This is a genomic window from Treponema sp. UBA785, assembly GCF_002297065.1.
In the GTDB taxonomy this organism is placed as follows: domain Bacteria; phylum Spirochaetota; class Spirochaetia; order Treponematales; family Treponemataceae; genus Treponema_D.
Genome location: NZ_DBJD01000018.1, coordinates 1 through 22,593 on the forward strand (window position 1 = coordinate 1; position 22,593 = coordinate 22,593).

Below are 22,593 nucleotides of genomic sequence, written 5' to 3' on the forward strand. Positions count from 1 at the left end.
GCTGGCAGCCCCGAAGTTGCGCGGCGATAAGCCACGCAATGAGCCGATTTTGCGGCGAAGGGCGGACATAGCGACCCGAAGCGTAACGAAGTGAAGCGGAGGGAAACGCCAAAAATTATGGCACAGTTAATTTGCAAAAATCTTGTTTTAGGTTATGAATCAAAAATCATAATAAAAAATCTGTCGTTCAAGGTAAATTCCGGCGACTATCTTTGCATTGTCGGCGAAAATGGTTCCGGAAAATCGACCTTGATGAAGGCAATTCTTGGACTTTTAAAGCCGATTTCTGGCACAATCGAAACAGGAGACGGACTTTTGGCGGACGAAATTGGATATTTGCCGCAGCAGACTTTTGTTCAGAGGGATTTCCCGGCCAGCGTCTGGGAAATAGTTCTTTCTGGCTGTCAGAGCCGTTGCGGTTGCCGTCCGTTCTACAAAAAAGAAGAAAAAAAACTTGCCATGAAAAATATGAAAAAAATGGGAATTGCTCATCTTGCGCGCCGATGTTACCGTGAACTTTCTGGCGGACAGCAGCAGAGAGTCCTTCTTGCCAGGGCATTGTGCGCCACTCAAAAAATGCTTTTGCTCGACGAGCCTGTAAGCGCGCTTGATCCGGGAGCGCAGGAAGAAATGTACAAACTTATCGAAAATTTGCATAAAAGCGGAATTACGGTCATTATGATAAGCCACGACATAGACGCTTCGCTTCGCTTCGCAACCCACGTTCTGCACATTGGAAAAGAAATTTTTTTTGGAACAAAGGCCGAATTTGTGCATAAATCGACCTGCCCGGATTGCAATGGACAGATAAAGCGAATTATGGGAGTAAAACTTTTGTAATTTACGAAAGTTTTGTAAGTTTTTGTAAAAAAAGCAAAATTTCAACTTTTATAAATTGATTTTTTTTATTTTGGAGACGATTTTATGTCCACTTTAATCCATTATTTTAGTTTTTCGTTTGTGCAGTATGCGTTTATTGTCGGAGTTTTGATTTCGCTTTGTTCAAGCTTGCTTGGCGTAACTTTGGTTTTAAAACGGTTCAGTTTTATTGGCGACGGATTGAGCCATGTTGCGTTTGGAGCCATGGCGATTGCTGCGGTTCTTAATTTGTCGAACAATATGTATCTTGTTTTGCCATTCACTGTCATAGCCGCAATTCTCCTTTTGCGCACTGGAAAAAACACAAAAATTCAGGGCGATGCCGCAATTGCCGTCATAAGCGTTTCATCTCTTGCTCTCGGCTACCTTTTAATGAACATTTTTAGTTCGTCCGCAAATCTTGCAGGCGATGTCTGTTCCACACTTTTTGGTTCAACTTCAATTTTGACGCTTACAAAAGCCGAAGTTTATCTGTGCGTAATTCTCTCGGTTGCCGTAATTGCCGCATTTATCGTCTTTTACAACAAAATTTTCGCCGTAACCTTTGACGAAAATTTCGCTCAGGCTGTCGGAACCCACGCAAGCCTTTACAATCTGGTAATTGCCGTTATAATCGCCATAATAATCGTTCTTGCAATGAATCTTGTCGGCTCGCTTTTAATCAGCGCTCTGGTAATTTTTCCGGCGCTTTCAGCAATGCGCGTTTTGAAAAGCTTTAAAAGCGTAATAATTTGCAGCGCGGCGGTTTCTGTTGTATGTTCAGTTTCTGGACTTTTAATTTCAATTCTGGCAGGAACTCCGGTTGGCTCGACAATTGTTGCGGTCAATCTTTTTGTTTTTGTCGTATTTTCGGTTGCGGGGAAATTTCTAAAATGAAAAATCATTCTTTGTTTAAAAATTTTTTTGGCGAGCCGGCAGAAAATCTGCCGTCAGGCCATTCGCAGTTTCATTCAAAAATGGCTTTTTTGCCATTTTTGAACGCCTTCGGCGCTGCTGCTGTCCTTCTCGCGTTGACCTTAACCTTTGCTTCGTGTACAAAAAATTCAATTCAGCAAAAAAATCAGGAGCAATCAGAAAAAAAAGCCGGTTTTTCGGTAGATTTCGATCTTACAAAAATGAACTCAAATATGGTTTATGCCCAGGTTTTTAATCTTATGCTTGAACCGCAAAACTTCAACGGAAAAACTTTTAAAATAAAAGGAAACTTTATAAAATTAAACAGTCCGGATGGCCAGCCTTCTTATGCGGTAATCATAAAAGATGCTCTTGCCTGCTGTCAGCAAGGCCTTGAGTTCAAATACGATTTTGCCGGAAAAGAGCCGGTTATAGATCAGGAAATTACTGTAATCGGAAAATACACGCTAACAGAAACTCCTGACGGTTTTAGTCACAATTATCTTACTGCGCAAACTTGTGATTGACTTTTTACAATGGAAGAATAAACTTATAAAAGTGCACGAAGTGCGATTTTAATTTTATAAAATTTTATTAAATGGAGAAAAAGATGGATATTCGCTATTCAACTGGAAAAGAACCTTTTAAAACAATGACAACCGAAGAACTTCGCAAAGAGTTTTTGATTTCTAATATTTTTGTAAAAAATGATGTAAGCGCAGTTTACAGCCACATTGACCGCATTGTAACTCTTGGAGCAATGCCTGTAGATAAGAAAGTTAAATTGGACAAAAATATTGATCCAATGAAAGATTTTGGAGTTGACTTTTTCCTCCAGCGCCGTGAACTTGGAATGATTAACATTGGCGGTGACGGAATTGTTGTTGCTGACGGCGTTGAATACAAAGTAAATCATTACGACGCTCTTTATCTTGGTGCCGGAACAAAAGACGTTGTTCTCGAAAGCGTAGACAAGAAAAATCCTGCAAAATTCTATATGAACTCAGTTCCTGCGCACGTTTCTTACCCAAGCCGCGTAATTACTTATGAACAGGCAAACCACGTGCATGCAGGTTCTGCCGCAGAATCAAACGACCGCACAATCAACCAGTACATTCACCCGGATATTTTGGAAACATGCCAGCTTTCGATGGGAATGACCCATCTGGAAACTGGTTCGGTTTGGAACACAATGCCGGCTCATACACACGAACGCCGTATGGAAGTTTATTTCTATTTTGATTTGCCAGAAGACCAGATTTTGTTCCATTTTATGGGCGAACCTCAGGAAACACGCCACATAGTAATGCACAATGACGAAGCTGTAATCAACCCTTCTTGGTCAATCCATTCAGGTTGTGGAACAAGCAACTACACATTCATTTGGTCAATGGGTGGCGAAAACCGCACATACACAGACCAGGACTGGATTCGTACAACAGATTTGCGCTAGTAAAAAACTAAGCACAAAAAATATTAAATTATTAGAAAGCCCGGACTTTTTTGAAAGAAAATTCAAATTAGTCCGGGCTTTTTTTTGCGTGCAGTTTAAATAAAAACAAAAAATTGATATACTTTTGTGCAAAATTACAAATGTTCCGCGGTTGCGGGCAGTGAGGGTGGTATGATTAACGTTCCTGAAATGTTTGCGTGCATGGTTTTTAATGAAAGCGAAATGAAAAAAAGGCTTTCTGCGAATATTTATGCCTCTTTAAAAAAAACCATGGTGGAAGGCTGCCCGCTTGAACTCGGTGTTGCAAACGAAGTTGCCAATGCTATGAAAGACTGGGCGATTGAAAAAGGCGCAACTCATTATTCGCACTGGTTTCAGCCTTTGACTGGAATTACTGCCGAAAAACACGACAGCTTTTTGACGCCTGCTGCTGAAGGCAAAATTATCATGAGTTTTAGTGGAAAAGAACTTATAAAAGGTGAACCAGATGCCTCGTCTTTTCCGAGCGGCGGTTATCGTTCAACTTTTGAAGCCCGCGGTTACACAGTTTGGGACCCGACTTCATTTCCATTTGTAAAAGACCACACTCTTTGTATTCCAACCGCTTTTTGCTCTTACAACGGCGAAGCCCTCGACAAAAAAACTCCGCTTTTGCGTTCTATGGAAAGCTTAAACCGCCAGTCCCTCCGGATTTTAAAACTTTTCGGAAATTCTGCTAAGCATGTGACGACAACAATGGGCCCTGAACAGGAATATTTTTTGGTTGACGAAAAACTCTATGCCAAAAGACGCGATTTAAAAATGACCGGCAGAACGCTTTTTGGTGCTCATCCTGTAAAAGGACAGGAAATGGACGACCAGTATTTTGCCGCAATTAAGCCGCGCGTAATCGAATATATGGAAGATTTGAACGAAGAATTGTGGAAACTTGGAATTTACGCAAAAACCGAACACAACGAAGCCGCTCCAGCTCAGCATGAAATGGCTCCAATTTTTACAACTTCAAATCTTGCCGCAGACCAAAACCAGCTTACAATGGAAGTTATGAAAAAAGTTGCGCGCCGTCACGGTTTAATCTGCCTTTTGCACGAAAAGCCTTTTGAAGGCGTAAATGGCAGCGGAAAGCACAACAACTGGTCGATTGCTACCGATTCCGGCGAAAATCTTTTTTCTCCAGGAACAACGCCGATGGAAAATGCGCAGTTTTTGCTCTTTTTGACGGCGGTTATAAAGGCTGTAGATGATCATCAGGATTTGCTGCGCGCGATTGTTGCAAGTGCCGGAAACGATCACCGTTTAGGAGCGAACGAAGCACCTCCAGCAATCATGTCGATTTACGTTGGCGACGAGCTTGAAGCAATTTTAAAGGCAATTAAGGACGGCAAGCCTTACACTGGAAACGGAAGCAAAAAAATGTCGATTGGCGTAGACGTTTTGCCTGCAATTCCAAAGGATTCGACAGACCGCAACAGAACTTCGCCATTTGCCTTTACAGGGAACCGCTTTGAATTCCGCTCAGTAGGTTCAAACCTGTCAATTTCCGGTCCAAACACGATATTAAACGCAATACTTTCTGATTCCCTCTCAAAATTTGCAGATGAACTCGAAAAAGCTGAAAATTTTGACAAAGAACTTCAAAATCTCATTAAACGCGAAATCACTGTTCACTGGAGAATTTTGTTCAACGGAAACGGTTACGGCGAAGAATGGATAAAAGAAGCCGAAAAACGCGGACTTAAAAATTTCCGCACAACTCCTGACGCCATGGCTCATTATCTGGACAAAAAAAACATAGAACTTTTTGAACAGACAGGAATTTATTCCGAAGTTGAAATGAAAAGCCACTACGACGTAAAACTTGAAAAATACTGTCAGGTTTTAAACATTGAAGTTGGAACAATGATTGAAATGGTAAATAAAGACATTGAACCTTCTGCGCTTAATTTTCTGAACAAACTTACGGACACATATTCAAAAATGCCGGCAGACCTTCCGTTTGAATACGGCAAAAATCAGATAAAAAAAGTGTCTGCTCTTTTGAACGAAGTTGAGCAAAAAAAGCAAAAGCTCGACGAACTGCACATTCAGGCACAGAAAAAAACTGAGCTTATGGAAAAAGCCCAGGATTATGCAAAAAAAATCCTTCCTGCAATGGAAGATTTGCGCTCAAGCGGCGATTTGCTCGAAGAGCTTTTGGGCCAGGAATACAAACCTTATCCAAGTTACGAAGATTTGCTTTTTAGCGTTCAGTAAAAAACGGGTGTTCCCGAAGGCAAAGCCTTCGGTCGCTACGTCCATGGTTCGCTGCGCTCATTCCTGCGCCTTGCTCCGGAACGCGCCTTCGGCGCGCCATTCCCATCGCTAACACAAAAAAAAGACTGCCAGATAAAATTTTACGCTTTATCAGGCCAGTCTTTTTTTATTCTATATTATTTTGTTACAAAAATTTGCTTTTTAATTTGATTCTGCTGCTCCCGGAAGACCAATGTCTTTTCTGTAGAACATTCCTTCAAATTTTATGCCTTCGAGAGCAGAATATGCTTTTTTCCAGGCTTCGTCAAAGCTTGAGCCGTGGGCCGAGCAGGCAAGAACGCGTCCGCCGCTTGTAACGAGGACATTGTTTTCATTTTTTACAGCGCCGGCAACAAAAACTTTTGCACCGTTCTTTTTTATTTTTGCCGAATCAATAGAAATTTCTTTTCCTTTTGGATATTTAAGAGGATAACCGCCGCTAACTGCAACAGGAGCAACCTGAAATCCTTTTTTCCATTGAAGGTTAAAGTCAGAAAGAGTTTCTCCTGTAATTGCAAGACAAAGGTCGGCAAAATCAAAATCCATCATCGGCAAAACAGCCTGAGTTTCCGGATCTCCTAAGCGAACATTGTATTCAAGAGCTTTTGGACCATCTTTTGTAAGCATAAGTCCAAAGAAAATAAATCCGCGGTAGTCCATTTTTTCTTCGATTAAACCGCGCAATGTTGGCTCAAGAATATTTTTTTGGAAAGCGTTCATTGTCTGTTCAGTAACATCCTGTGGAGGACAGATTGCGCCCATTCCTCCGGTATTTGGACCTTTTGCGCCGTCGAGCAGTCGTTTGTGGTCGCGGGCTGGCAAAAATGCCTTTATGCAGGCTTTGTTTATTTTTGCGGAATTTTCCGTAACGCTTACAGCCGCAAGAACCGAAATTTCAACTCCCTGCAAATAATCTTCGATAACGAGTTTTTTTCCGGCATCGCCAAATTCGCCGTCCATCATATCATTTACGGCTTTGAGGGCTTCGTCAACGGTTTTTGCAACAACAACGCCTTTTCCAGCAGCCAGACCGTCAGCTTTTACAACGATTGGAGCTCCATGATTTTTAACATATTCGAGCGCATTTTCTTTATCTGTAAAAGTTTTTGAAGCGGCGCATGCAACGCCATATTTTTCCATAAAAACCTTAGAAAGATCTTTTGAAGCTTCGAGGGCAGCACCTTGCTTTTTAGGACCAACTGTCGGAATTCCTGCAGCCCAAAGTTTATCAGCGATTCCTTCTGAGAGAGGATCTTCCGGACCAACAACGGCAAAATCAACTTTTTCATTTTTTGCAATTTCAATAGCATCGCCATTCATATTTTTGCATTTTGCTTCGTCGGCAGTTCCGCCGTTTCCAGGAACACAGATAATTTCTTCAATTTTTGAACTCTGTGCTAATTTCCAGGCGATTGTGTGCTCGCGTCCGCCACTTCCAATAACAAGTGCTTTCATAAAAAATCCTCAATAAAATCAAAAAATTCAAAAAATCGCTACAAGATTTTTCGGAATGTCCTTACACTATAGCGAAAAAAACGATTTTTGTCAGACTTTGGACGAAATTTTATTGTCCAACCGGTGTTTCGGCGTTGTCATTCAAAATAAAATCCGTTTGATTTTATTTTGAACGCCTTCGGCGCGCCTACACCCCGGCGTAAGTTTTTCGGAAGATAAAAGATTTGTTTTTATGTTAGAATAATTTTATGAAAGATTTTTTTACTTATCTTGCGCTTTTTTCTGTGGCAACAATTCTTGTTTTTTTGCTGCGCGGACTTTACTTAAAAAATTTGTCAATTCAAAATAAAAAAACTGCCGTCAAAAATTTAAAAAAACAAAAAACTGCAAATGGCGGTTTGGGTTTTGTACGTTGCCCTTTGTGCAATACTCCGCTTGCCGTTGGCGAAGATTTATTTAGCCGGATTTTTAGACCCATGACAGTTTCTGACCAGCGGATGTATGTTTTAGGCTGTCCTCATTGCTATCCGGACAAAAAAAACGGCGTCCAGAGAATTTGCCCGGTTTGCCGAAAAAATGTTCCTGTAGAAAGCTATTTAATTGCAAGACTTTTTAATAAAACCAGCGACCACAAAAAACACGTAATTATAACCGGCTGTCCGGCCTGCTGCGGTCCCAAAAAAATTGATAAAAATTGCCATAAATAAAAAAACTGCCCTTTACGAAAAGTCTAGTGTAAAAACTTCAAACTTTTCAGGACAGTTTTTTCTGTGGACAATCCAAAGCTAATCAAAAACTTTTTTGGACTGCCCAGATATTTTAACTTTAAGCCTAGCGGAGCAAACTGAGCACATTCTGTGAACTCTGGTTTGCTTGAGCCAGCATAGCTGTTCCAGCCTGTGTAAGAACCTGGTTCTTTGTAAAGTCAACCATTTCTTTTGCCATGTCTGTATCGCGGATGCGAGATTCAGAAGCCTGGAGGTTTTCAGCGCCAATGTCCAAACCAACAACTGTCTTTTCGAGACGGTTCTGGTAAGCACCGAGGTCAGCGCGCTGTTTGTTAATCTTTTTGAGCGCTTCGTCGAGAGTTCCAATTGCGCGGTTAGCATCATCAGGAGCTGCAAGAGTAAGGATTTCTTCTGAGCCGATGTTGCGGAGTCCGAGAGCTGCCGCTGACATTGTTCCAATAAAAACCTGAGTTCTCTGATCCATGTTTGCGCCAATGTGGAACCACATTGAGCCTGTAACTGTATTTTCTCCTGTTGGTTTTGCAAAGCGGCCTGTGAGCATATTCATACCGTTGAACTGAGCCTGAGAAGCGATGCGGTCAACTTCTGCAACGAGCTGGCTTACTTCAACCTGAATCTGCATGCGGTCTTCGTCTGTGTAGATTCCGTTTGAAGACTGTACTGCAAGTTCACGAATTCTCTGAACAATGTCAGTTGTTTCCTGCAAATATCCTTCAGTAGTCTGAATAAAAGAAATACCGTTCTGAGCGTTTGTAGAAGCCTGGTTCATACCGCGAATTTGTGCGCGCATTTTTTCAGAAACTGCGAGTCCAGAAGCATCGTCACCTGCGCGGTTGATTTTCATGCCTGATGAAAGCTTTTCCATGTTTTTTGTTGTGCTGAGTTCTGTGAGTCCTGTAGAACGATTTGCAAACTGAGCACTCATGTTGTGATTAATAACCATAATTTATCTCCTTAAAATCGTCAAGGACGGCGAGATACAAAGCACTTTGTGCTTTGTGCGATAAAAATGCACGAATGTATTTTTATCACACCTCCTTGTAAGATCTGGTTAAAATACTACAGACTTGCTTTTTGTAGGCAACGTCTTGTAGTCCCCGGGTTTACCACCCTATATATAACATATCGGAGTTTGAAAAATTGACTTTAGAAAAAAAAGAAAAAATATTGAGAATTTGCCAAGAAAATTTAAAAACTACTTCTTCCACGGAATGAACGTGCTAAGGTTAATTTGTCTATGTATTCGAGGTCGCCACCGACTGGAAGACCGCTTGCAAGTCTTGTTACCTTCACGCCGGTTGGCGCAAGAACTCTCTGAATGTACATTGCGGTTGTATCGCCTTCGACAGTTGGATTTGTCGCAAGTATAACTTCTTTTATTGTTCCTGATTTTACTCGTTCTACCAAGCTTGCAATGCGCAGTTGCGAAGGCCCAATTCCTTCAAGCGGTGCAATAACTCCGCCCAAAACATGAAAAAGACCGTTAAATTCGCGGGAAGAGTCGATTGTGTTTACGTCCTGAGGCTGTTCGACAACGCAGATAACGCTTCTGTCGCGCAATGGATCGGAACAAATCGGGCATGGATCATTTTCTGTCCAGCTTCCGCAGATTGAGCACGGTTTTATAATTTCTTGAAGATGGTCAATTTGACTTGCAAACCTTTTTACCCACAGATTGTCTGCTTTTAAAATATAATTTACAAGTCTGGCGGCGCTTTTTTTGCCTATTCCTGGCAACCTGGAAAAACTGTCTGTTAATTCATCAATTGCATTCAAAATTACAGGCCCATTCCGCCCATAAGCGGGCCAGCTTTTTGTTTTATAAGTTCCTGAACTTTTTCGAGCGCGTCATGGTTTGCAGAAACAATCAAATCCTGAAGCATATTTACATCGCACGGATCAACCGCAATCGGGTCGATTTTAATTGCGGTCATTTCAAGCTGACCGTTCATCGTAACTTGAACCATATTTCCGCCAGAAGAACCTGTTACGCTCAAATTTTTCAAGTCTTCGCGCATCTGGTTCATTGTTCCCTGTAAATCTTTGAGATTTTTCATCAAATCAAATGGATTCATCTTCTTCCTCTATTATTTCGTTATTAAAGTTAGAATTTTCAATATTTTCGTCTGATTCATCATCAGTTTTTTCGTTTTTTTCAGGTTTAGGCGACTCAGTGCGTTCACCTTTAGAAACAATCTGCCCCCTAAAAATTGAACACAAAAGCTGCACTTCGTAAGGCGCATTTTCCAAACTGTTTTCTTTGGCCGCCTGCTTTATGCTTACGCTGAATTGCAGATTTTCGCCGTAATATTGCGAAATTATTGCAGAAATTTGAGCGGCCTGTTTTTGCAGCTGCGACTGCGTAAAATTAGAAGCAACCGTTGTTTTTACAGTGTTTCCGTCCAAAACCCATTCTGCGGTCTGAATAAGCGTTGTTGCGAGAATTGCAGTTTTTTCGCTTTTAGAAAGTTCTGAGAGAATCGTTTTTTTTAAAGCCTGCATGTCGCGGACAAATCCCGCTGGCTGCGAATTTTGCTTTGGAACAGAATTTTCCTGTTGAGAAAGCCCCAGATCATCAGGAGCGTAAGAACCTTCTGGCGCGTAATTTTCAAAATCGCTAAAATTTTCAATTGACTGAGCCGCTGCTTGATCAGGCGGTTCAGCTCCGCCATTGCTAAAAGACCGGTTTTCTGTCTGTGGAGCCACCTTTGGTTCTGGAGAAATAAAAATTCTTGGTTTTTGAGATTGAGACTGCATTTGTGGCTGTTGTTGAGAAGCTTGTGTCATTTCCAAAGAAGAATTTTGTGCTTGACTGGATGGTTGTGCATTTTGCAGTAGAACAGCCTTTGTTTTGTCGATTGCAATTTTTACTTCGGCAGGCGAAACATACTGACTGAGCCAGCTCAAACGGCTGAACGCAAGTTCAAGTTCATAACGCGGACTGAGCGAATATCTTATGTCGCGGTAAAGCTGCAGAAAAATGCTTACAGCTCGTTCAATTTGAATCGAATTCCAGGCAGACAAAACCTTTGCGCTAAAACGTTCAGCGCTCTGTCCCAAAAGCGACTCTTTTGTAATTCCATTTTTTATAAGCAAAAGTGAACGCAAATAATCCGTTGCATTTGAAATCAACTGTTCAATCGAAATTCCTGCCTGCAAAAACGAATCAAGTTTTTCGAGCGCAGATTGAGTTTTGTTTTCAGCGCAATCCTCAAAAATCTCATTCAAACGGTCAACGCCGACAAGTCCGAGTTTGTCGCGGATTTTGTCGTAGGTGATTTTATCTCCGCTAAAAGCCGCAACTTGATCAAAAAGAGTGTAGGCATCGCGCATTGAACCTGTAGATTCCCGCGCAATCCAATAAAGAGCTTCATCTTCTGCTTGAATTCCAATTTCTGAAGCAGCCAAAGCAAGCTGTTCTTTTACTTTTTCTACAGGTACCAGACGAAAATTGAATTGCTGGCACCGGCTTTTTATTGTCGCTGGAACTTTTTGAAGTTCTGTTGTCGCAAAAATAAAAATAACATACGGAGGCGGCTCTTCAATTGTTTTTAAAAGCGCGTTAAATGCTGAAGTCGAGAGCATATGAACTTCGTCAATAATATAGATTTTATAACGGCAACTTTGTGGCGGAAAAAGAACTTCATCCTTTATTTGTCTTACATCGTTTACAGAAGTGTTAGAAGCACCGTCAATCTCGATAACGTCGGTACAAGTGCCTTTTGTAATTTCAAGACACTGCTGACAATGTCCGCAAGGAGAAGCAGTCGGACCTTCAGCACAGTTTAGAGCTTTTGCCAAAATGCGTGCGGTTGAAGTTTTACCGCAACCTCTTGGACCCGAAAAAAGGTAGGCATGTGCGATTTTTTTAGATTGAATGGCATTACGGAAAGTTTCCGCAACAAATTCCTGACCGACAAGATCTTCAAAACGTTGAGGTCGCCGTCGGGTAGCTGTTACTTCATAAGACATAGAAAAAGAATACCTTAAAAACTGTAAATTCTCAATATCGAGGGAAAATTCATCTTAAAAAGAAAAATCAAGTGTTTTACCAGCCGCCACTGGCTCCGCCTCCGCCAGAACGGCCGCCTCCACCGCCGCCGAATCCGCTTCCGCCGCCAAAGCCTCCGTGTCCGCCAAAACCGCCTCCTCCGATAAAAAATCCGCCGGTTGGAGGGCGCCGGTTTCTTCCGTTTTTAGAATCAATTACGCTTCTGGAAATTACAAAAATCAAAAACAAAACCCAGATTGCAAAAGGAATCAATGCCGGAAAAATATCATCATCGTCTTCTTCAGAAGAATCGACTTTATTTTTAATTTCTTCGTTTCCAGTTGCATAGCCTGCGATAAGGTTTACGCCTGTTTTTATTCCTTCAGAATAGTTGAACTTTTTAAAGTCTGGCGCAATAAAATTCCGGATTATAAGTCCGCATTTTGTGTCCGTTAAAACTCCTTCAAGTCCGTATCCAACTTCGATTCTTACTTTTTTCTCGTCAAGGCAGACCAAAAGCAAAACGCCGTTGTCTTCTTTTTTTTGACCCAAGCCCCATTTTTCAAAAACATCAGAGGCATAATCTTCTATTGTCGCGTTTGTTCCGGCAACTTTTTCCAGCGATTTTACTGTAAAAACCGCAATTTGAACGCCAGTCTGCCGGTTTACGCTTTCGAGATAAGAATTGAGTTCGGATTTTGTATTTTTGTCGATGATATTTGCGCTGTCCATAACCCAGGCAGTTTGTTTAGGAATATAAACTTCTGCAAAAAGCGAAATAGGCAAAAAAAACGCAAAAATAAACAAAAAGGACTTTAAGTTTTTTCTATTCATTTTCCAAGTTCTCGAATTTATTTTATCTTAAAACTGAACGACAGGCGCTTTTGAGGCAGTTGAATCGGCTTCAAAATATGCTTTTTTCTCAAAACCTTTTCTTTCGGCAATAATACTTTGCGGAAATTTTCGGATATAAGAATTGTAATTTTTTGCAGAATCGTTAAATCGTTTTCTTTCGGTAGAGATTCTGTTTTCTGTTCCGGCAAGTTCATCCTGCAGGGCAAGAAAATTCTGATTTGCTTTTAATTCAGGATAATTTTCGGAAATCGCCATCAATCTTTGCAATCCAGAACTTAATTCACCTTGAATTTTTTGATATTCTGCAAATTTTTGAGGATCGTTTGTAATCGAAGCGTCGATATTTACAACTCCTCCGAGCTTTGAACGTGCTTCTGCAAGCTGTGTAAAAAGAGAGTCTTCGTGTTTTGCATAGGCTTTTACAGAATTTACAAGGTTTGGAATAAGATCGAGCCTTCGCTGATACTGGTTTTCGACCTGGCTCCAGGCGCTGGAAACATTTTCGTCCAAATCGACAATTTTATTGTAAGTTCCGATAGTAAATTTATAAATGATGCCCAAAACAATAACGACAACTGCAATAACCGCGAAAATTTTAAAAGACGATTTTTTATTTTCTTCAGACATAAATGCTCCTGTAAAAGCCTTCTTCAGTTTGGCTTTTTAAGTTGTTTCGCAACAAAATGTGAAACAAAATTTGATAAAAAATTTGCAACGCAAACTTCTAGATAAAAAAACTGACCTTTTAGACAGAAATTTTATTCAACGTTTCTATATCAACAGAATATTTTCTGTAATATAATAAAAATATAATAATAAACCTTAAAAATTGCAATTTTTTTGATATAAGGTAATAAAGTTATGAAAAAATGTATAGTTTTAATGGGAATAAAACATTGCGGAAAATCAACACAGGCAAATTTTTTGTCAGAATATTTTAAAATTCCTTCTTTTGATACAGATGATTTGATTTTTGAATTAACCGGAAAAACTCCACGCCAAATTTACACAGAACTTGGAGAAGAAGGTTTTAAAACTGCAGAAAAAAACGCGTGTCTTGAATTAAAGAACCGCCTTGAAAAAATTCAGCAGACTGAAAATTCAAAAAAATACATTGCTGTCGCAGCAACTGGCGGCGGAATTTGCAATAATGCCGAAGCAATAAAAATTTTAAGTGAAATTGGAATTCTTGTTTTTTTGAATGCCGATGAACATATAGCTGCAAACCGCATTGTAAAGGAAGTAAAAATTGATGTAGATGGAAAACTTTCTAATCTTCCAGCATACATTGCAAAAGAAAATCCGCGCACAATAAACGATGTACGGGAAAGTTTTCATAGATTTTATGTTGAACGGCAGAAAATTTATCGTTCAAGCTGCAATATTTCTGTTGATATGAAAAATGCGCCAAAAAACGAAAACCGCGACTCGATTATAGAGTCGCTTTCAAAAACAGAATAAAGGCTTAGAAACTATTCTTCGCAGCCGCCACAATTTTCGCAGCCACCGTTGCTGCATCCGCCGCCACAACCACCGCAACTTCCGCCGCAGCCACCACAACCTTCTGCTGTGTATGGAGCAATTTCTTCTTCAGTTGCATCGCGAACGTCAACAACTTCAACATCAAAATGCAAGTTTTTGCCGGCAAGCTCATGGTTTGAATCGATTGTAATATTTTCTGGCGTAACTTTTGTAACTGTAACGAGCATTGCCCCGGTTGGAGTGTCTGCCTGAAATTTTTGACCAACTTCGATTTCTACGCTTGTGTCAAAACGGTCGCGTGGAACTTCTACGACATATTCCTGTCTGTATTCGCCATAACCGTCTTTTGGCTCAATTATTGCGGAAAATTTGTCGCCCTTTTCGCGGTTTTCAAGCTCACGTTCCATTCCAGGAATAAGCATTCCTACTCCGTGCAAATATTCAAGAGCTTCTTTTCCTTCAGAAGAATCGATTATGTTTCCATCGTCGTCTTTGAGAGTGTAATGGATTTTTACCATTTTATTCTTTTCGATTTTCATGATTTTTCCTTAAAAGATTATTTTTTGTGGGTTACTATTATACAAAAGATTTAATGCGCTGGCAAATATTGCAATGCAGTTTATTTCGTACTCTGCCCATAACTGCGAAATTTTGGTGTGATTAAAAGTTATAAGAGCCTTTATGTTTTCGCTTGTTCCTAAAATGCATTGCGCTGTAGATTTTATGCCGGAAAGTTCCATTTCCTGTCTGAAATTTGAATTGTTTTTAAGTGTGCTTTCAATAAAACTGTTTGTAAAATAATTCTTGCCATTGAGGAGCTTTTTAAATTCGTTGCTTTTTGCGTAATTTGCGTTTTGATGATTAACAAGTTTTTTTCCGAGAGAAAATTTGGCCTTTAAATCATCTCCGGTAAAAACTGTTATGTTGTCCAGATTAAATGTTTCTTTTAAGTGAATTAAAATTCTTTCAACAGTCTTTTTTGGAGCAACCACAATATCCTGCATAAATTCTGCCATGTATTTTAATTCCTGAACTTCGCGGTCAGCATATTTTACAATATCGTTTGCTTGAACAGATTTTCGGAAAAGTTCTGCATGCAAGTCGTTGCGGAAAAATACATATCTGTTCCGGCCTTTGTCTTTTGCCCGATAAAGTCCAAAATCCGCCTTTTTAAAAAGTTCATTGTAAGATTTTCCGTTTTTAGGAAAAACTGCGCAGCCAATCGAACAGGAAATTGAAATATCGTCGAATTTCCCAGCAAATTCATTTTTGATTTTTAAGAGAATCGAATGTAAAAAACCGCGTAAAATCGTTTCATTTTCCATTCCGTAAGAAACAATTAAAAATTCATCTCCACCATAACGGCCCACAAGACCTCGTTCACCTATTATTTCTTTTAGAATTTCTCCAGTTCTCGAAAGAACCTTGTCGCCTGCCAAATGTCCAAAAGTGTCGTTTACAGATTTAAAATGGTCTAGATCCATAATTACAAGCGCTGAATTTTCTTTTTTGTGCTCTTCAAAAATTCTTTTTGCATACGTTGTAATTGTTTCTTTGTTAAAAAGTTTTGTGAGAGAATCTGTGTGCAGCTGCTCAATAACGTATTTTTGCTGGCGGAATTGTTCGGCATTTTCTTTAAGGATAATTCTTCCTATAACCGTCAATTCCCCGTTAGAAACAAAACGAATTCCCAAAAAATGAAGGTTTTCGAGAATTTCCGGGTTATTTGTGCGGATTGAAGTGTAAAAACTTGCATTTATTTCTTTTGGACAGGTTTTTACTTTTTCAATAAAATTTAAAAAGGCCGATTCTTGATTTTCTGGAATAAATTTTTGCTCAAGACAGTATTTTTTCCATTCATCAATATCACATTCGTAAAGGACATTTTTTTTATTGTTGTAAAATTGCGTAATTTTTATAGAATTGTCATTTTCATGATAAGAAAAAGTGCAGTCGTTTTGAATGCTTAGCGCATAAACAAGTTCGTCTGTGTCGTTATTTTGTTTTTTTATGAATTTTATGCACTGTTCAATATCAATCATTTTGAGACAGACTGATTTTTGTCCTTTAAAAATGCTGTCGTATGCCGTAACAAAATTTGTTTTTAAGGTGCGATAATTTTTTTTGAATTTTAAAAGCTTGTATTTGTTCTGCTTATTTTCTGAAAGAAGAAACTTTTTTAGTGAACTTAAACTGCCTGTTCCAGTAAAATCATCGACTGTCTTTATGTCGTGGCCTACGGCATCAAAATAGACATAAAATTCACGGTTTGCATCGAGAATTTCAAATTTCTCATTAAGATATACGCATTTTATGTCTACTTTATTATTCATTTTAAACTCCGCGTTAACGGTGAGCCAAAGGATGCCTCTTTTTTGTCCGTATTTTAATTTTACATGTTGTTATAAAAAACGATTTTCTATGCCATTGCCGCGAGCTTGTGCTCAAGCGCAACAATTCTCTGGTGCAGATAATGGTCTACGGCATATTTTTCCAGAATTCCGAGAGGCTTTCCGTCTTTATCCACAATGCTGATTGCATCAGTGTCGTAGTCATCAAAAAGTTTATATGTCTCTGGAAGCGGAGTATCCGGAGTGCAGGTTAGAGCCGGCTTGTCCATAATATCCATCGAAAGCATATAGCTTCCCATTTCGCCGATTTGCATGGCTTCTTTTATGTGCTCAATGCTTATCTGGCCGGCAATTTTTCCGTCTGAACCGCGGACTGCATAATTCATATTTGAATGTTGGCTGAATGAATTGATGATTTGTCCGACCATGTCAGTTTCGTTTACAATCGCATAATTGTCTGGTGAACAGATTTTTTCGCCGTCAACTTCTACGTCTTTTACAAAAGTCGTCTTTATTAAATCTTCGGCCGTCACATCCAAGCCGGCTTCTCCGGCTTTTGTGATTCCATAGCGGACACAGATTGGCCCGATTATCTGAACGATAAATGTTGTTGCCGTAATAATCAGCATTATTTCGCCGCCGATTGTATCTGCAAAATCACGGCCTGCCGATGTGCTTAAACCGATTGCAACTCCAGCTTGGCTCAAAAGACAGTACGGAAGATATTTGCGGACTGTATCTGGAGCTTTTGTAATATGCGCTCCGAGTTTTGAACCGATTGTTTTTCCTAATGTTCTTCCTCCAATGTAGAGAATCGCGATTAAGATAAAAAGCGGTTTTAACTGCCAGACGTTGAGTTTTGCGCCTACGTTTACAAAGAAAAGGACATAAATAGGCGGAGTGTATTTGTCTACAAGCTTGAACATATTTTTGACTTTTGGAAGCGAAAAGTTCGTAACGTAAAAGCCGATTGTCATTGCCGTCATAATGTGGTCAAATTTTAACAAAACAGGTCCAGCGGTAAAGTGGGCGAGAGAGCAGATTCCTGTCGAAAGGAACAAAAGTCCAAGACTGAAGCCCAAAACCCTGGCGTCGTCGCTCATCATTCCTGTAATGATTTTTGTAAGAATAAATCCGATTATAAGTCCCAATGCGATTGAACCGAAAATTTCAAAAGCAATTGAACCCAGCTGTGCAAAAACTGGAACTGAACGTCCTTCGAGGAGAGGGGAGGCTATTGCGGTTGCGATTGTGTATGCAATAAGGGCAAAACCGTCGTCCATTGCAACAATGCCGAGTGTTGTCGTTGTTACAGGACCTTTTGTTCTGTATTCTTTAAGAACATCGGTTGTTGCTGCCGGAGCTGTTGCCGTACAGATTGCGCCGAGCAAAAGTCCAAGGCTGAGAGAATAAGTTGCATTTTTTGTAATTATAAAAGTTGCGCCTCCTACGAGAACTGCAACGACAAAAAACGGAACAGTTGTTTCTCCGAGAAGAATCCCGATGAACTGCTTGCCGTATTTTTTTATAACGTCAATTTTGAGCTCTGCGCCGACCAAAAAACCGATAAGCGAAAGTGCGATTGTGTTGATTGGATCGAGAGAATTTATAAGTTTATCTCCGAGAATTTTAAATCCAGAGGAACCGATTATGATTCCGATTACGATGTAACCGACAACCTGCGGAATTTTGAGTTTTTGAAAAAGTCTTCCGCCAAAGGAACCAAAAAAAATCATCAATCCTAAAAGGAATACGATTTGACCGCCCTGCAAGTTTAGAAAGTGCATTTGCGCAGGAAGAACGCCAGCCAATGGATTTTGCATAATTTACCTCAGTTTTTTATTATAGTGAATTGATGAAGATTGTGCAAAATAACGGACAAGGGGCTGGAGCACCGCCAAAGGCGTCGTTTTGCGCAGCAAAATGATGGAGCGCGTAGACGCGTAAGTGCGCAAGACCCGGTTTTTGCGAAGCAAAAATGGCCCCTTACTTAAAAAGTTCTCTTACGGTTTGTGCCGGAGTGATTTCGTAGTACAAAAATCCGTACATTGCGGCGGCTCCGATGAGTTTTCGGCCGTATTCGCGTGTTTCCTGGAATGGAAGCGTTTCTAAAAACAAATCCATGCTCATTTTTGGAGGGCGTTTCCAGCGGCGGACATTTGTGAGTCCTGCGTTGTATGCAAAAAGCGCGGAGAGGATTGATTTATTTTCTGAGCGTTCAATAAGGTTTGCAAAATAATGGCTTCCAAGGCGAATATTTGTCTGAGGGTCAAGAATGTTGTAATCTGCAGGCAATTTTAGTTTTCGGGCTTCGTCTGCGGCGGTCGAAGGCATAAGCTGGGTTAAACCGCGTGCTCCTGCTGAGCTTCCTGCTTTTTCGTCAAAAAAACTTTCGCTTCGGATTAAAGCGTACAAAACTGGCTCTGAAATTTTGTTTTCGGCACAGGCGGCTTCGACAAAATTTGAATAAAATCTTGGAAAATTTAATTCTAAAAGTTCGTAAGGAATTTTTCCTGACCAAAAAGTTTTTGTTCTGGCGGCGATTCTTAGGCTTTGAACGGAATAACTGCTGTCAAATTTTCCACATTCGTTTAAAAAACGGCTTGCCTGAATGTTTGCGTCCATGCTCAAAACGGTTCTGTCTTTTAGCCACTGTGGATAAATTTTTTGAGGAAAGCCGTAGGCGGCGTAGCCTGCGAGCAAAACTTGAGAGTCCTTGTCTTCTGTAAAAGTTTTTTCGGTTCCGCCGGAACATAAAATGTCTGTCACATAGGTTTTGTCTACAATGTTCATTCTCTCGATTGCGCAGACTTTGTAGTAAAGGCTTGAATTCCCGCTCAAAACGCGGGTGTAGGCGGCAACGGCTTCTTTTGTTTTTGGAGCGCCGTCAGTTTCGCCGTAGCCTTCTTCTAAAATTCTGCCGGAAATGTATGCGTATTTGCAGGCGGTTTCTTCTGAAGCGTGGCTGTCAATAAGTTTCCAGACGTTGTAAAAATCCTGCCATTTTTCGTGTCTTAAAAGGAGAACTGAAAAATTGTCAAAAAAATCGTCAAACCAGGCTCTGTTGTAAATCCGTTCAGAATATTTTTTTAAGGTTGATATTATTTCGTCGGTCGATATTCTAAGCTGCATATTCAAAAGGTACCAAAGCGCGTTGTCGAACCGTTCGTTGTCGGTTGTGCAGTCGAGAGCGGATTTAAAACGCTGGGCAGCTTTTTCTTGGAAACGTCCAGCTCTGTCGTAAAGCCTGGCTGCGTAAAAATATGCGCAGTATGCAAGTTCGTAAAGGCTTTGTGCAGAATTTTGCGTTTCGGCTTGAGATAAAAGTTTTCTTGCTTGCAAAACAAAATCTGATGCAAGCGATTCAAAATACTGCGCGCTTGTCTTAAAGTCGCCCGTGCCGTAAAGAGCTGCTTTTCCAATATCGCTCAAAATCTGATAATGCGGCTCAGAATTTTGATTTTTGTAGAGATTTAGAATGTTTTGGATTTCGTTGAATGCAGTCGCATAATTTCTGTTAAAAACCAAAATTCTAAAATTCATAATCTGAATATCTTGCGGCAAATCCTGGGTTTTTGCGGAATTTAAAATATTCTCGGTTTTTGAAGAATTTCTGAGAGATTTTAAGTATTCGCCATAAAAAGTTATATGCGTCTGAGTGAGCGGCCGCGAAGTAAACCATTCAAAAAGCTCATTTTTTAGGCGGGCGTCTTTTTTTTTGAGCAGACTTTTGAGCCTGAGTTCAACGAGTTTTTCCGGGGCGGTTTGCAGTTTTATTTTTGAAGTTGATGAAATTATGCGAGAAAATTCATTCTGCTCAAAGAAAATTTTTGCGCTTGTAAGAAGAGCCTGGTCATCGCCGTATTTTGCTTCGAGAATTTTTGCTGCATGGTTTCGCTCTGTCACGTTTCCGAGCAAGGTTAAATTTTCTGCGGAAAGACGGGCAATTTTCGGGTTTGATTTTTTTGTGCTTTCCTTAAAAAGGCGGATGGCGTTTTTTTCATCATTTTGTTCAAGCGCTTTTAAAGCCATAAAATAAGCGTCATTTTTGCCAAACTGCTTTTTTAAGGACGATGCGCGGGAATCTTTGCAAGAGGAAAAAAGTGTAAGACATAAAAAAGCCACCAGCACAGACCGATGGCTTGAAAATTTCGATTTATTCAAGTTTGCGCTCGACTTATTCAACCGGAATTAAAATATCTGTGCCAGAAATAATCAGGTCAGGATTCTTGATTTTATTATATCTTGCGATTTTTTTATACCGCCATGGATTTTTGTAATAGGCATCTGAAATATCCCACAAAGTGTCGCCCCAGCGGATTCTGTATTTTATGTCTTTTGCTTTTTCGGCAGTTTTCGGAGCTGGAGGAACAGGAACAACAGCTTCCGGTTCAGGAGCAACTACGACAGTGTCTTCGACCGCTTCTGGAGCAGGTTTAGGTTCTGCTGCAATTTCTTCGTTCTGAATGTCCTCCGGTTGAATATCGGAATTCTCTGTTTGAGAATTATTTTCCGACAAAACTTCAATTGGCTCTTTTTCTTTGTGGTTTTTGAGCAAGTTGTATTTTGAAGGAACCACAAAAAGAATAAGCAAGGTTGCAATTACACAAATTATTGCGCATACAACGCAGATAATTACAGGAACGCGGGTTTTCTTTTTAGTTTCTTCTTCATCGTTATAAGAATTGTTTTTCCCGTCTAAAGTTTCTTTGTCGTAAAGATCAGAAAAATCCATTGCCGGACTAGCAGAACTATCTGGAGAATCCAAAGCCGAAGTGTCAAAATCGATTTCGTTGTTGGTTGAATCAAGATTTGTCTCGTTAAAAACAGGATCGTTTTTAAAGGCGGGATCATCAAAATATCCGTTCAAACCCTCAGGTTTTGCCGAATTTTCATTTTCCTGTTTTTTTTCTGTGTTGCTGTCAGCAACAGTTTCGTCAAAATCTGGAAGCTCAAAGTCTTCTGATTTCAAGTCAGAAAAATTGTCATTTTTCAAATCTGCAAAATCATCATCCTTCAAACCGGAAAAATCGTCGTCAGTTTTGGAATCCAAATTGTCTTCTGGAAATTCTGGCAGTTCAAAATTGTCCGCAGCGTCAAAACTATCTGCCTCTTTAGTTTTTTCAGAATTTTCTGGAAAGTCAGGAATTTCAAAATCTTCGGAAACAATATTGCTGTCGTCCGCTTTATTTTGCTCGGCATCTAAAGCGTTGTTTTCCGGTTCAAAAACAGTTTCGTCCGGGCTCGGAGCAATTCCGGCGTTCTGTTCGGTTTCTGTTTTTTCTTCGGCTGGAGCGGCCGCTTTTGCGTCAAAATCCGGTTCATCTTCAGCCTTAAAACCTTCCGCCTGAGGCTCATCGTTTTTAGAATCAGGATCGACTTCCGCAACATCGTTTTCGAGTTCGCTGTCAAAACTGAACGGAACGGTTTCAAATTCGAGTTCTTCCGGTTTTTCAGAGCGGCCGCTTTCTTCGGATTCCGAAAAATCTGAATCTTCGACAGTTTCTGCCGCAAAATCATCTTCAGCAAAAGTCGGTTCGTCAAGCCCGGCAGCAATTTCCGGAATTTCATCAATTTTTGCTTGCTCGGCGCTGTCTTTTTGTTCTTCTGAAAGTTCAAAATTGGCAGGATTTGCGCGTTCAGCGAGCGTTCTGCTTACGAGAGTAACGCTTGTTTCGCTTTGACGGCCAGTTTCTTCATCAATCACTTTTGCATCGAGCTCATTATTTTCGTTCAAGGAAACAGAAAGGTGCAGGTCAGCTTCGCCATTTGGATGCGGAACAAGATTAGAAACTTCCAGAGTATCAACGTATTGAGCGTCTTCCATTGAACCACTTTCAGAACGGTACAAGTCAATCTGAACTTTAGTCTGTCCGTCTTTTACAGTTGTTAAATCGAGCTGGTAAGTTTTTGCAGTTCCCTCTTCAAGAATTGGATAAAAAGAACCGTCTGCAAGTTTAATACCGATTGTTTTCATAAATTACCTCGAAAGAAAAGCGGCCAAAAAAGGCTATTCAATTAGAGTTTCGGCAAAAAAATCAAAAACCAATAGAGATTTAAAATTTTTTTGAGACTTTGGAGCGCAATTTGCTCTCAAACCGGCTCTTACTGCAAGTCCTCCTTCGCTCCGCTCTGTCCGGTCTTTCCGTGCGATCCGGGCTAAGAAAAACTTAAATCTTCCATAAATTATTA

General features: G+C 40.2%; 19 protein-coding genes. 7 read left to right on the top strand and 12 right to left on the bottom strand.

What is annotated here, in order from left to right; translation table 11 throughout:
• Window positions 1–117 precede the first annotated feature (117 nt).
• The 5 genes from B2X33_RS01235 to B2X33_RS01255 all read left to right on the top strand — a co-directional run bounded on the left by B2X33_RS01235 (window position 118) and on the right by B2X33_RS01255 (window position 5,479).
• The gene (locus B2X33_RS01235) at window positions 118–840 is read left to right on the top strand and encodes a metal ABC transporter ATP-binding protein (protein ID WP_296017587.1); all 723 of its coding nucleotides are present in this window, start codon (window positions 118–120) and stop codon (window positions 838–840) included.
• A gap of 84 nt (window positions 841–924) precedes the next feature.
• The gene (locus B2X33_RS01240) at window positions 925–1,755 is read left to right on the top strand and encodes a metal ABC transporter permease (RefSeq protein WP_296017594.1); all 831 of its coding nucleotides are present in this window, start codon (window positions 925–927) and stop codon (window positions 1,753–1,755) included.
• Window positions 1,752–2,300, top strand: coding sequence for a hypothetical protein (locus B2X33_RS01245; RefSeq protein WP_296666977.1), 549 nt, complete (start codon window positions 1,752–1,754; stop codon window positions 2,298–2,300). The genes B2X33_RS01240 and B2X33_RS01245 overlap by 4 nt, the downstream gene beginning before the upstream one ends.
• Window positions 2,301–2,383: 83 nt before the next feature.
• Window positions 2,384–3,226: a 5-dehydro-4-deoxy-D-glucuronate isomerase gene (gene kduI / locus B2X33_RS01250; RefSeq protein WP_296666979.1), complete on the top strand. Its 843-nt coding sequence runs from the start codon at window positions 2,384–2,386 to the stop codon at window positions 3,224–3,226.
• Window positions 3,227–3,397: 171 nt separating this feature from the next.
• A complete protein-coding gene (locus tag B2X33_RS01255; protein ID WP_296666981.1) occupies window positions 3,398–5,479 on the top strand; it encodes a glutamine synthetase III family protein in 2,082 nt (693 codons plus the stop codon).
• Between the two features lie 201 nt (window positions 5,480–5,680).
• Here B2X33_RS01255 and purD read toward each other — a convergent pair whose 3' ends face one another.
• A complete protein-coding gene (gene purD, locus B2X33_RS01260) occupies window positions 5,681–6,973 on the bottom strand; it encodes a phosphoribosylamine--glycine ligase (RefSeq protein WP_296017615.1) in 1,293 nt (430 codons plus the stop codon).
• A 248-nt stretch (window positions 6,974–7,221) separates the two neighbouring features.
• Here purD and B2X33_RS01265 point away from each other — a divergent pair, with 248 nt between their 5' ends.
• Entirely contained in the window at window positions 7,222–7,680 is a 459-nt protein-coding gene (locus B2X33_RS01265) for a hypothetical protein (protein ID WP_296666983.1), read from the top strand.
• Window positions 7,681–7,804: 124 nt separating this feature from the next.
• Here B2X33_RS01265 and B2X33_RS01270 read toward each other — a convergent pair whose 3' ends face one another.
• The 6 genes from B2X33_RS01270 to B2X33_RS01295 form a co-directional block, all read right to left on the bottom strand.
• Window positions 7,805–8,665 carry a flagellin N-terminal helical domain-containing protein gene (locus tag B2X33_RS01270; protein WP_296017626.1) on the bottom strand — a complete coding sequence of 287 codons (861 nt, stop codon included), beginning with the start codon at window positions 8,663–8,665 and terminating at the stop codon, window positions 7,805–7,807.
• A gap of 245 nt (window positions 8,666–8,910) precedes the next feature.
• Window positions 8,911–9,498, bottom strand: coding sequence for a recombination mediator RecR (recR, locus tag B2X33_RS01275; RefSeq protein WP_288516216.1), 588 nt, complete (start codon window positions 9,496–9,498; stop codon window positions 8,911–8,913).
• Between the two features lie 2 nt (window positions 9,499–9,500).
• Window positions 9,501–9,797 carry a YbaB/EbfC family nucleoid-associated protein gene (locus B2X33_RS01280; RefSeq protein WP_296666988.1) on the bottom strand — a complete coding sequence of 99 codons (297 nt, stop codon included), beginning with the start codon at window positions 9,795–9,797 and terminating at the stop codon, window positions 9,501–9,503.
• Window positions 9,784–11,694, bottom strand: coding sequence for a DNA polymerase III subunit gamma/tau (gene dnaX / locus B2X33_RS01285; RefSeq protein ID WP_296666990.1), 1,911 nt, complete (start codon window positions 11,692–11,694; stop codon window positions 9,784–9,786). The genes B2X33_RS01280 and dnaX overlap by 14 nt, the downstream gene beginning before the upstream one ends.
• A gap of 76 nt (window positions 11,695–11,770) precedes the next feature.
• Window positions 11,771–12,547, bottom strand: coding sequence for a TPM domain-containing protein (locus tag B2X33_RS01290; RefSeq protein ID WP_296666993.1), 777 nt, complete (start codon window positions 12,545–12,547; stop codon window positions 11,771–11,773).
• A gap of 27 nt (window positions 12,548–12,574) precedes the next feature.
• Complete coding sequence (locus tag B2X33_RS01295) at window positions 12,575–13,195, bottom strand: LemA family protein (protein WP_296017648.1); 621 nt, start codon at window positions 13,193–13,195, stop codon at window positions 12,575–12,577.
• 234 nt (window positions 13,196–13,429) lie between these two features.
• On the opposite strand from B2X33_RS01295, the gene B2X33_RS01300 reads away from it, so the two are divergent.
• Entirely contained in the window at window positions 13,430–14,029 is a 600-nt protein-coding gene (locus tag B2X33_RS01300) for a shikimate kinase (protein ID WP_296017656.1), read from the top strand.
• Window positions 14,030–14,040: 11 nt separating this feature from the next.
• Here B2X33_RS01300 and B2X33_RS01305 read toward each other — a convergent pair whose 3' ends face one another.
• The 5 genes from B2X33_RS01305 to B2X33_RS01325 form a co-directional block, all read right to left on the bottom strand.
• Window positions 14,041–14,589, bottom strand: a complete 549-nt coding sequence (locus tag B2X33_RS01305; protein WP_296017661.1) for an FKBP-type peptidyl-prolyl cis-trans isomerase — start codon at window positions 14,587–14,589, stop codon at window positions 14,041–14,043.
• A 9-nt stretch (window positions 14,590–14,598) separates the two neighbouring features.
• The gene (locus B2X33_RS01310; protein WP_296017667.1) at window positions 14,599–16,383 is read right to left on the bottom strand and encodes a GGDEF domain-containing protein; all 1,785 of its coding nucleotides are present in this window, start codon (window positions 16,381–16,383) and stop codon (window positions 14,599–14,601) included.
• An 86-nt stretch (window positions 16,384–16,469) separates the two neighbouring features.
• On the bottom strand, window positions 16,470–18,224 hold the full coding sequence (locus B2X33_RS01315; RefSeq protein ID WP_296666998.1) for a cation:proton antiporter domain-containing protein: 1,755 nt from the start codon (window positions 18,222–18,224) through the stop codon (window positions 16,470–16,472).
• A gap of 163 nt (window positions 18,225–18,387) precedes the next feature.
• Window positions 18,388–20,532, bottom strand: a complete 2,145-nt coding sequence (locus B2X33_RS01320; protein ID WP_414717801.1) for a flagellar assembly lytic transglycosylase — start codon at window positions 20,530–20,532, stop codon at window positions 18,388–18,390.
• A 46-nt stretch (window positions 20,533–20,578) separates the two neighbouring features.
• Window positions 20,579–22,378, bottom strand: a complete 1,800-nt coding sequence (locus B2X33_RS01325; protein WP_296667003.1) for a LysM peptidoglycan-binding domain-containing protein — start codon at window positions 22,376–22,378, stop codon at window positions 20,579–20,581.
• Window positions 22,379–22,593: the final 215 nt, after the last annotated feature.

What these genes read in the sequence shown, in the direction of transcription:
- B2X33_RS01305 (WP_296017661.1), bottom strand. Translation starts at nt 14,589, where the DNA reads ATGAAAATCGAAAAGAATAAAATGGTAAAAATCCATTACACTCTCAAA.
- B2X33_RS01315 (WP_296666998.1), bottom strand. Translation starts at nt 18,224, where the DNA reads ATGCAAAATCCATTGGCTGGCGTTCTTCCTGCGCAAATGCACTTTCTA.
- B2X33_RS01240 (WP_296017594.1), top strand. Translation starts at nt 925, where the DNA reads ATGTCCACTTTAATCCATTATTTTAGTTTTTCGTTTGTGCAGTATGCG.
- purD (WP_296017615.1), bottom strand. Translation starts at nt 6,973, where the DNA reads ATGAAAGCACTTGTTATTGGAAGTGGCGGACGCGAGCACACAATCGCC.
- B2X33_RS01300 (WP_296017656.1), top strand. Translation starts at nt 13,430, where the DNA reads ATGAAAAAATGTATAGTTTTAATGGGAATAAAACATTGCGGAAAATCA.
- B2X33_RS01310 (WP_296017667.1), bottom strand. Translation starts at nt 16,383, where the DNA reads ATGAATAATAAAGTAGACATAAAATGCGTATATCTTAATGAGAAATTT.
- B2X33_RS01235 (WP_296017587.1), top strand. Translation starts at nt 118, where the DNA reads ATGGCACAGTTAATTTGCAAAAATCTTGTTTTAGGTTATGAATCAAAA.
- B2X33_RS01270 (WP_296017626.1), bottom strand. Translation starts at nt 8,665, where the DNA reads ATGGTTATTAATCACAACATGAGTGCTCAGTTTGCAAATCGTTCTACA.
- dnaX (WP_296666990.1), bottom strand. Translation starts at nt 11,694, where the DNA reads ATGTCTTATGAAGTAACAGCTACCCGACGGCGACCTCAACGTTTTGAA.
- B2X33_RS01295 (WP_296017648.1), bottom strand. Translation starts at nt 13,195, where the DNA reads ATGTCTGAAGAAAATAAAAAATCGTCTTTTAAAATTTTCGCGGTTATT.
- B2X33_RS01245 (WP_296666977.1), top strand. Translation starts at nt 1,752, where the DNA reads ATGAAAAATCATTCTTTGTTTAAAAATTTTTTTGGCGAGCCGGCAGAA.
- kduI (WP_296666979.1), top strand. Translation starts at nt 2,384, where the DNA reads ATGGATATTCGCTATTCAACTGGAAAAGAACCTTTTAAAACAATGACA.
- B2X33_RS01255 (WP_296666981.1), top strand. Translation starts at nt 3,398, where the DNA reads ATGATTAACGTTCCTGAAATGTTTGCGTGCATGGTTTTTAATGAAAGC.
- B2X33_RS01290 (WP_296666993.1), bottom strand. Translation starts at nt 12,547, where the DNA reads ATGAATAGAAAAAACTTAAAGTCCTTTTTGTTTATTTTTGCGTTTTTT.
- B2X33_RS01265 (WP_296666983.1), top strand. Translation starts at nt 7,222, where the DNA reads ATGAAAGATTTTTTTACTTATCTTGCGCTTTTTTCTGTGGCAACAATT.
- B2X33_RS01280 (WP_296666988.1), bottom strand. Translation starts at nt 9,797, where the DNA reads ATGAATCCATTTGATTTGATGAAAAATCTCAAAGATTTACAGGGAACA.
- B2X33_RS01325 (WP_296667003.1), bottom strand. Translation starts at nt 22,378, where the DNA reads ATGAAAACAATCGGTATTAAACTTGCAGACGGTTCTTTTTATCCAATT.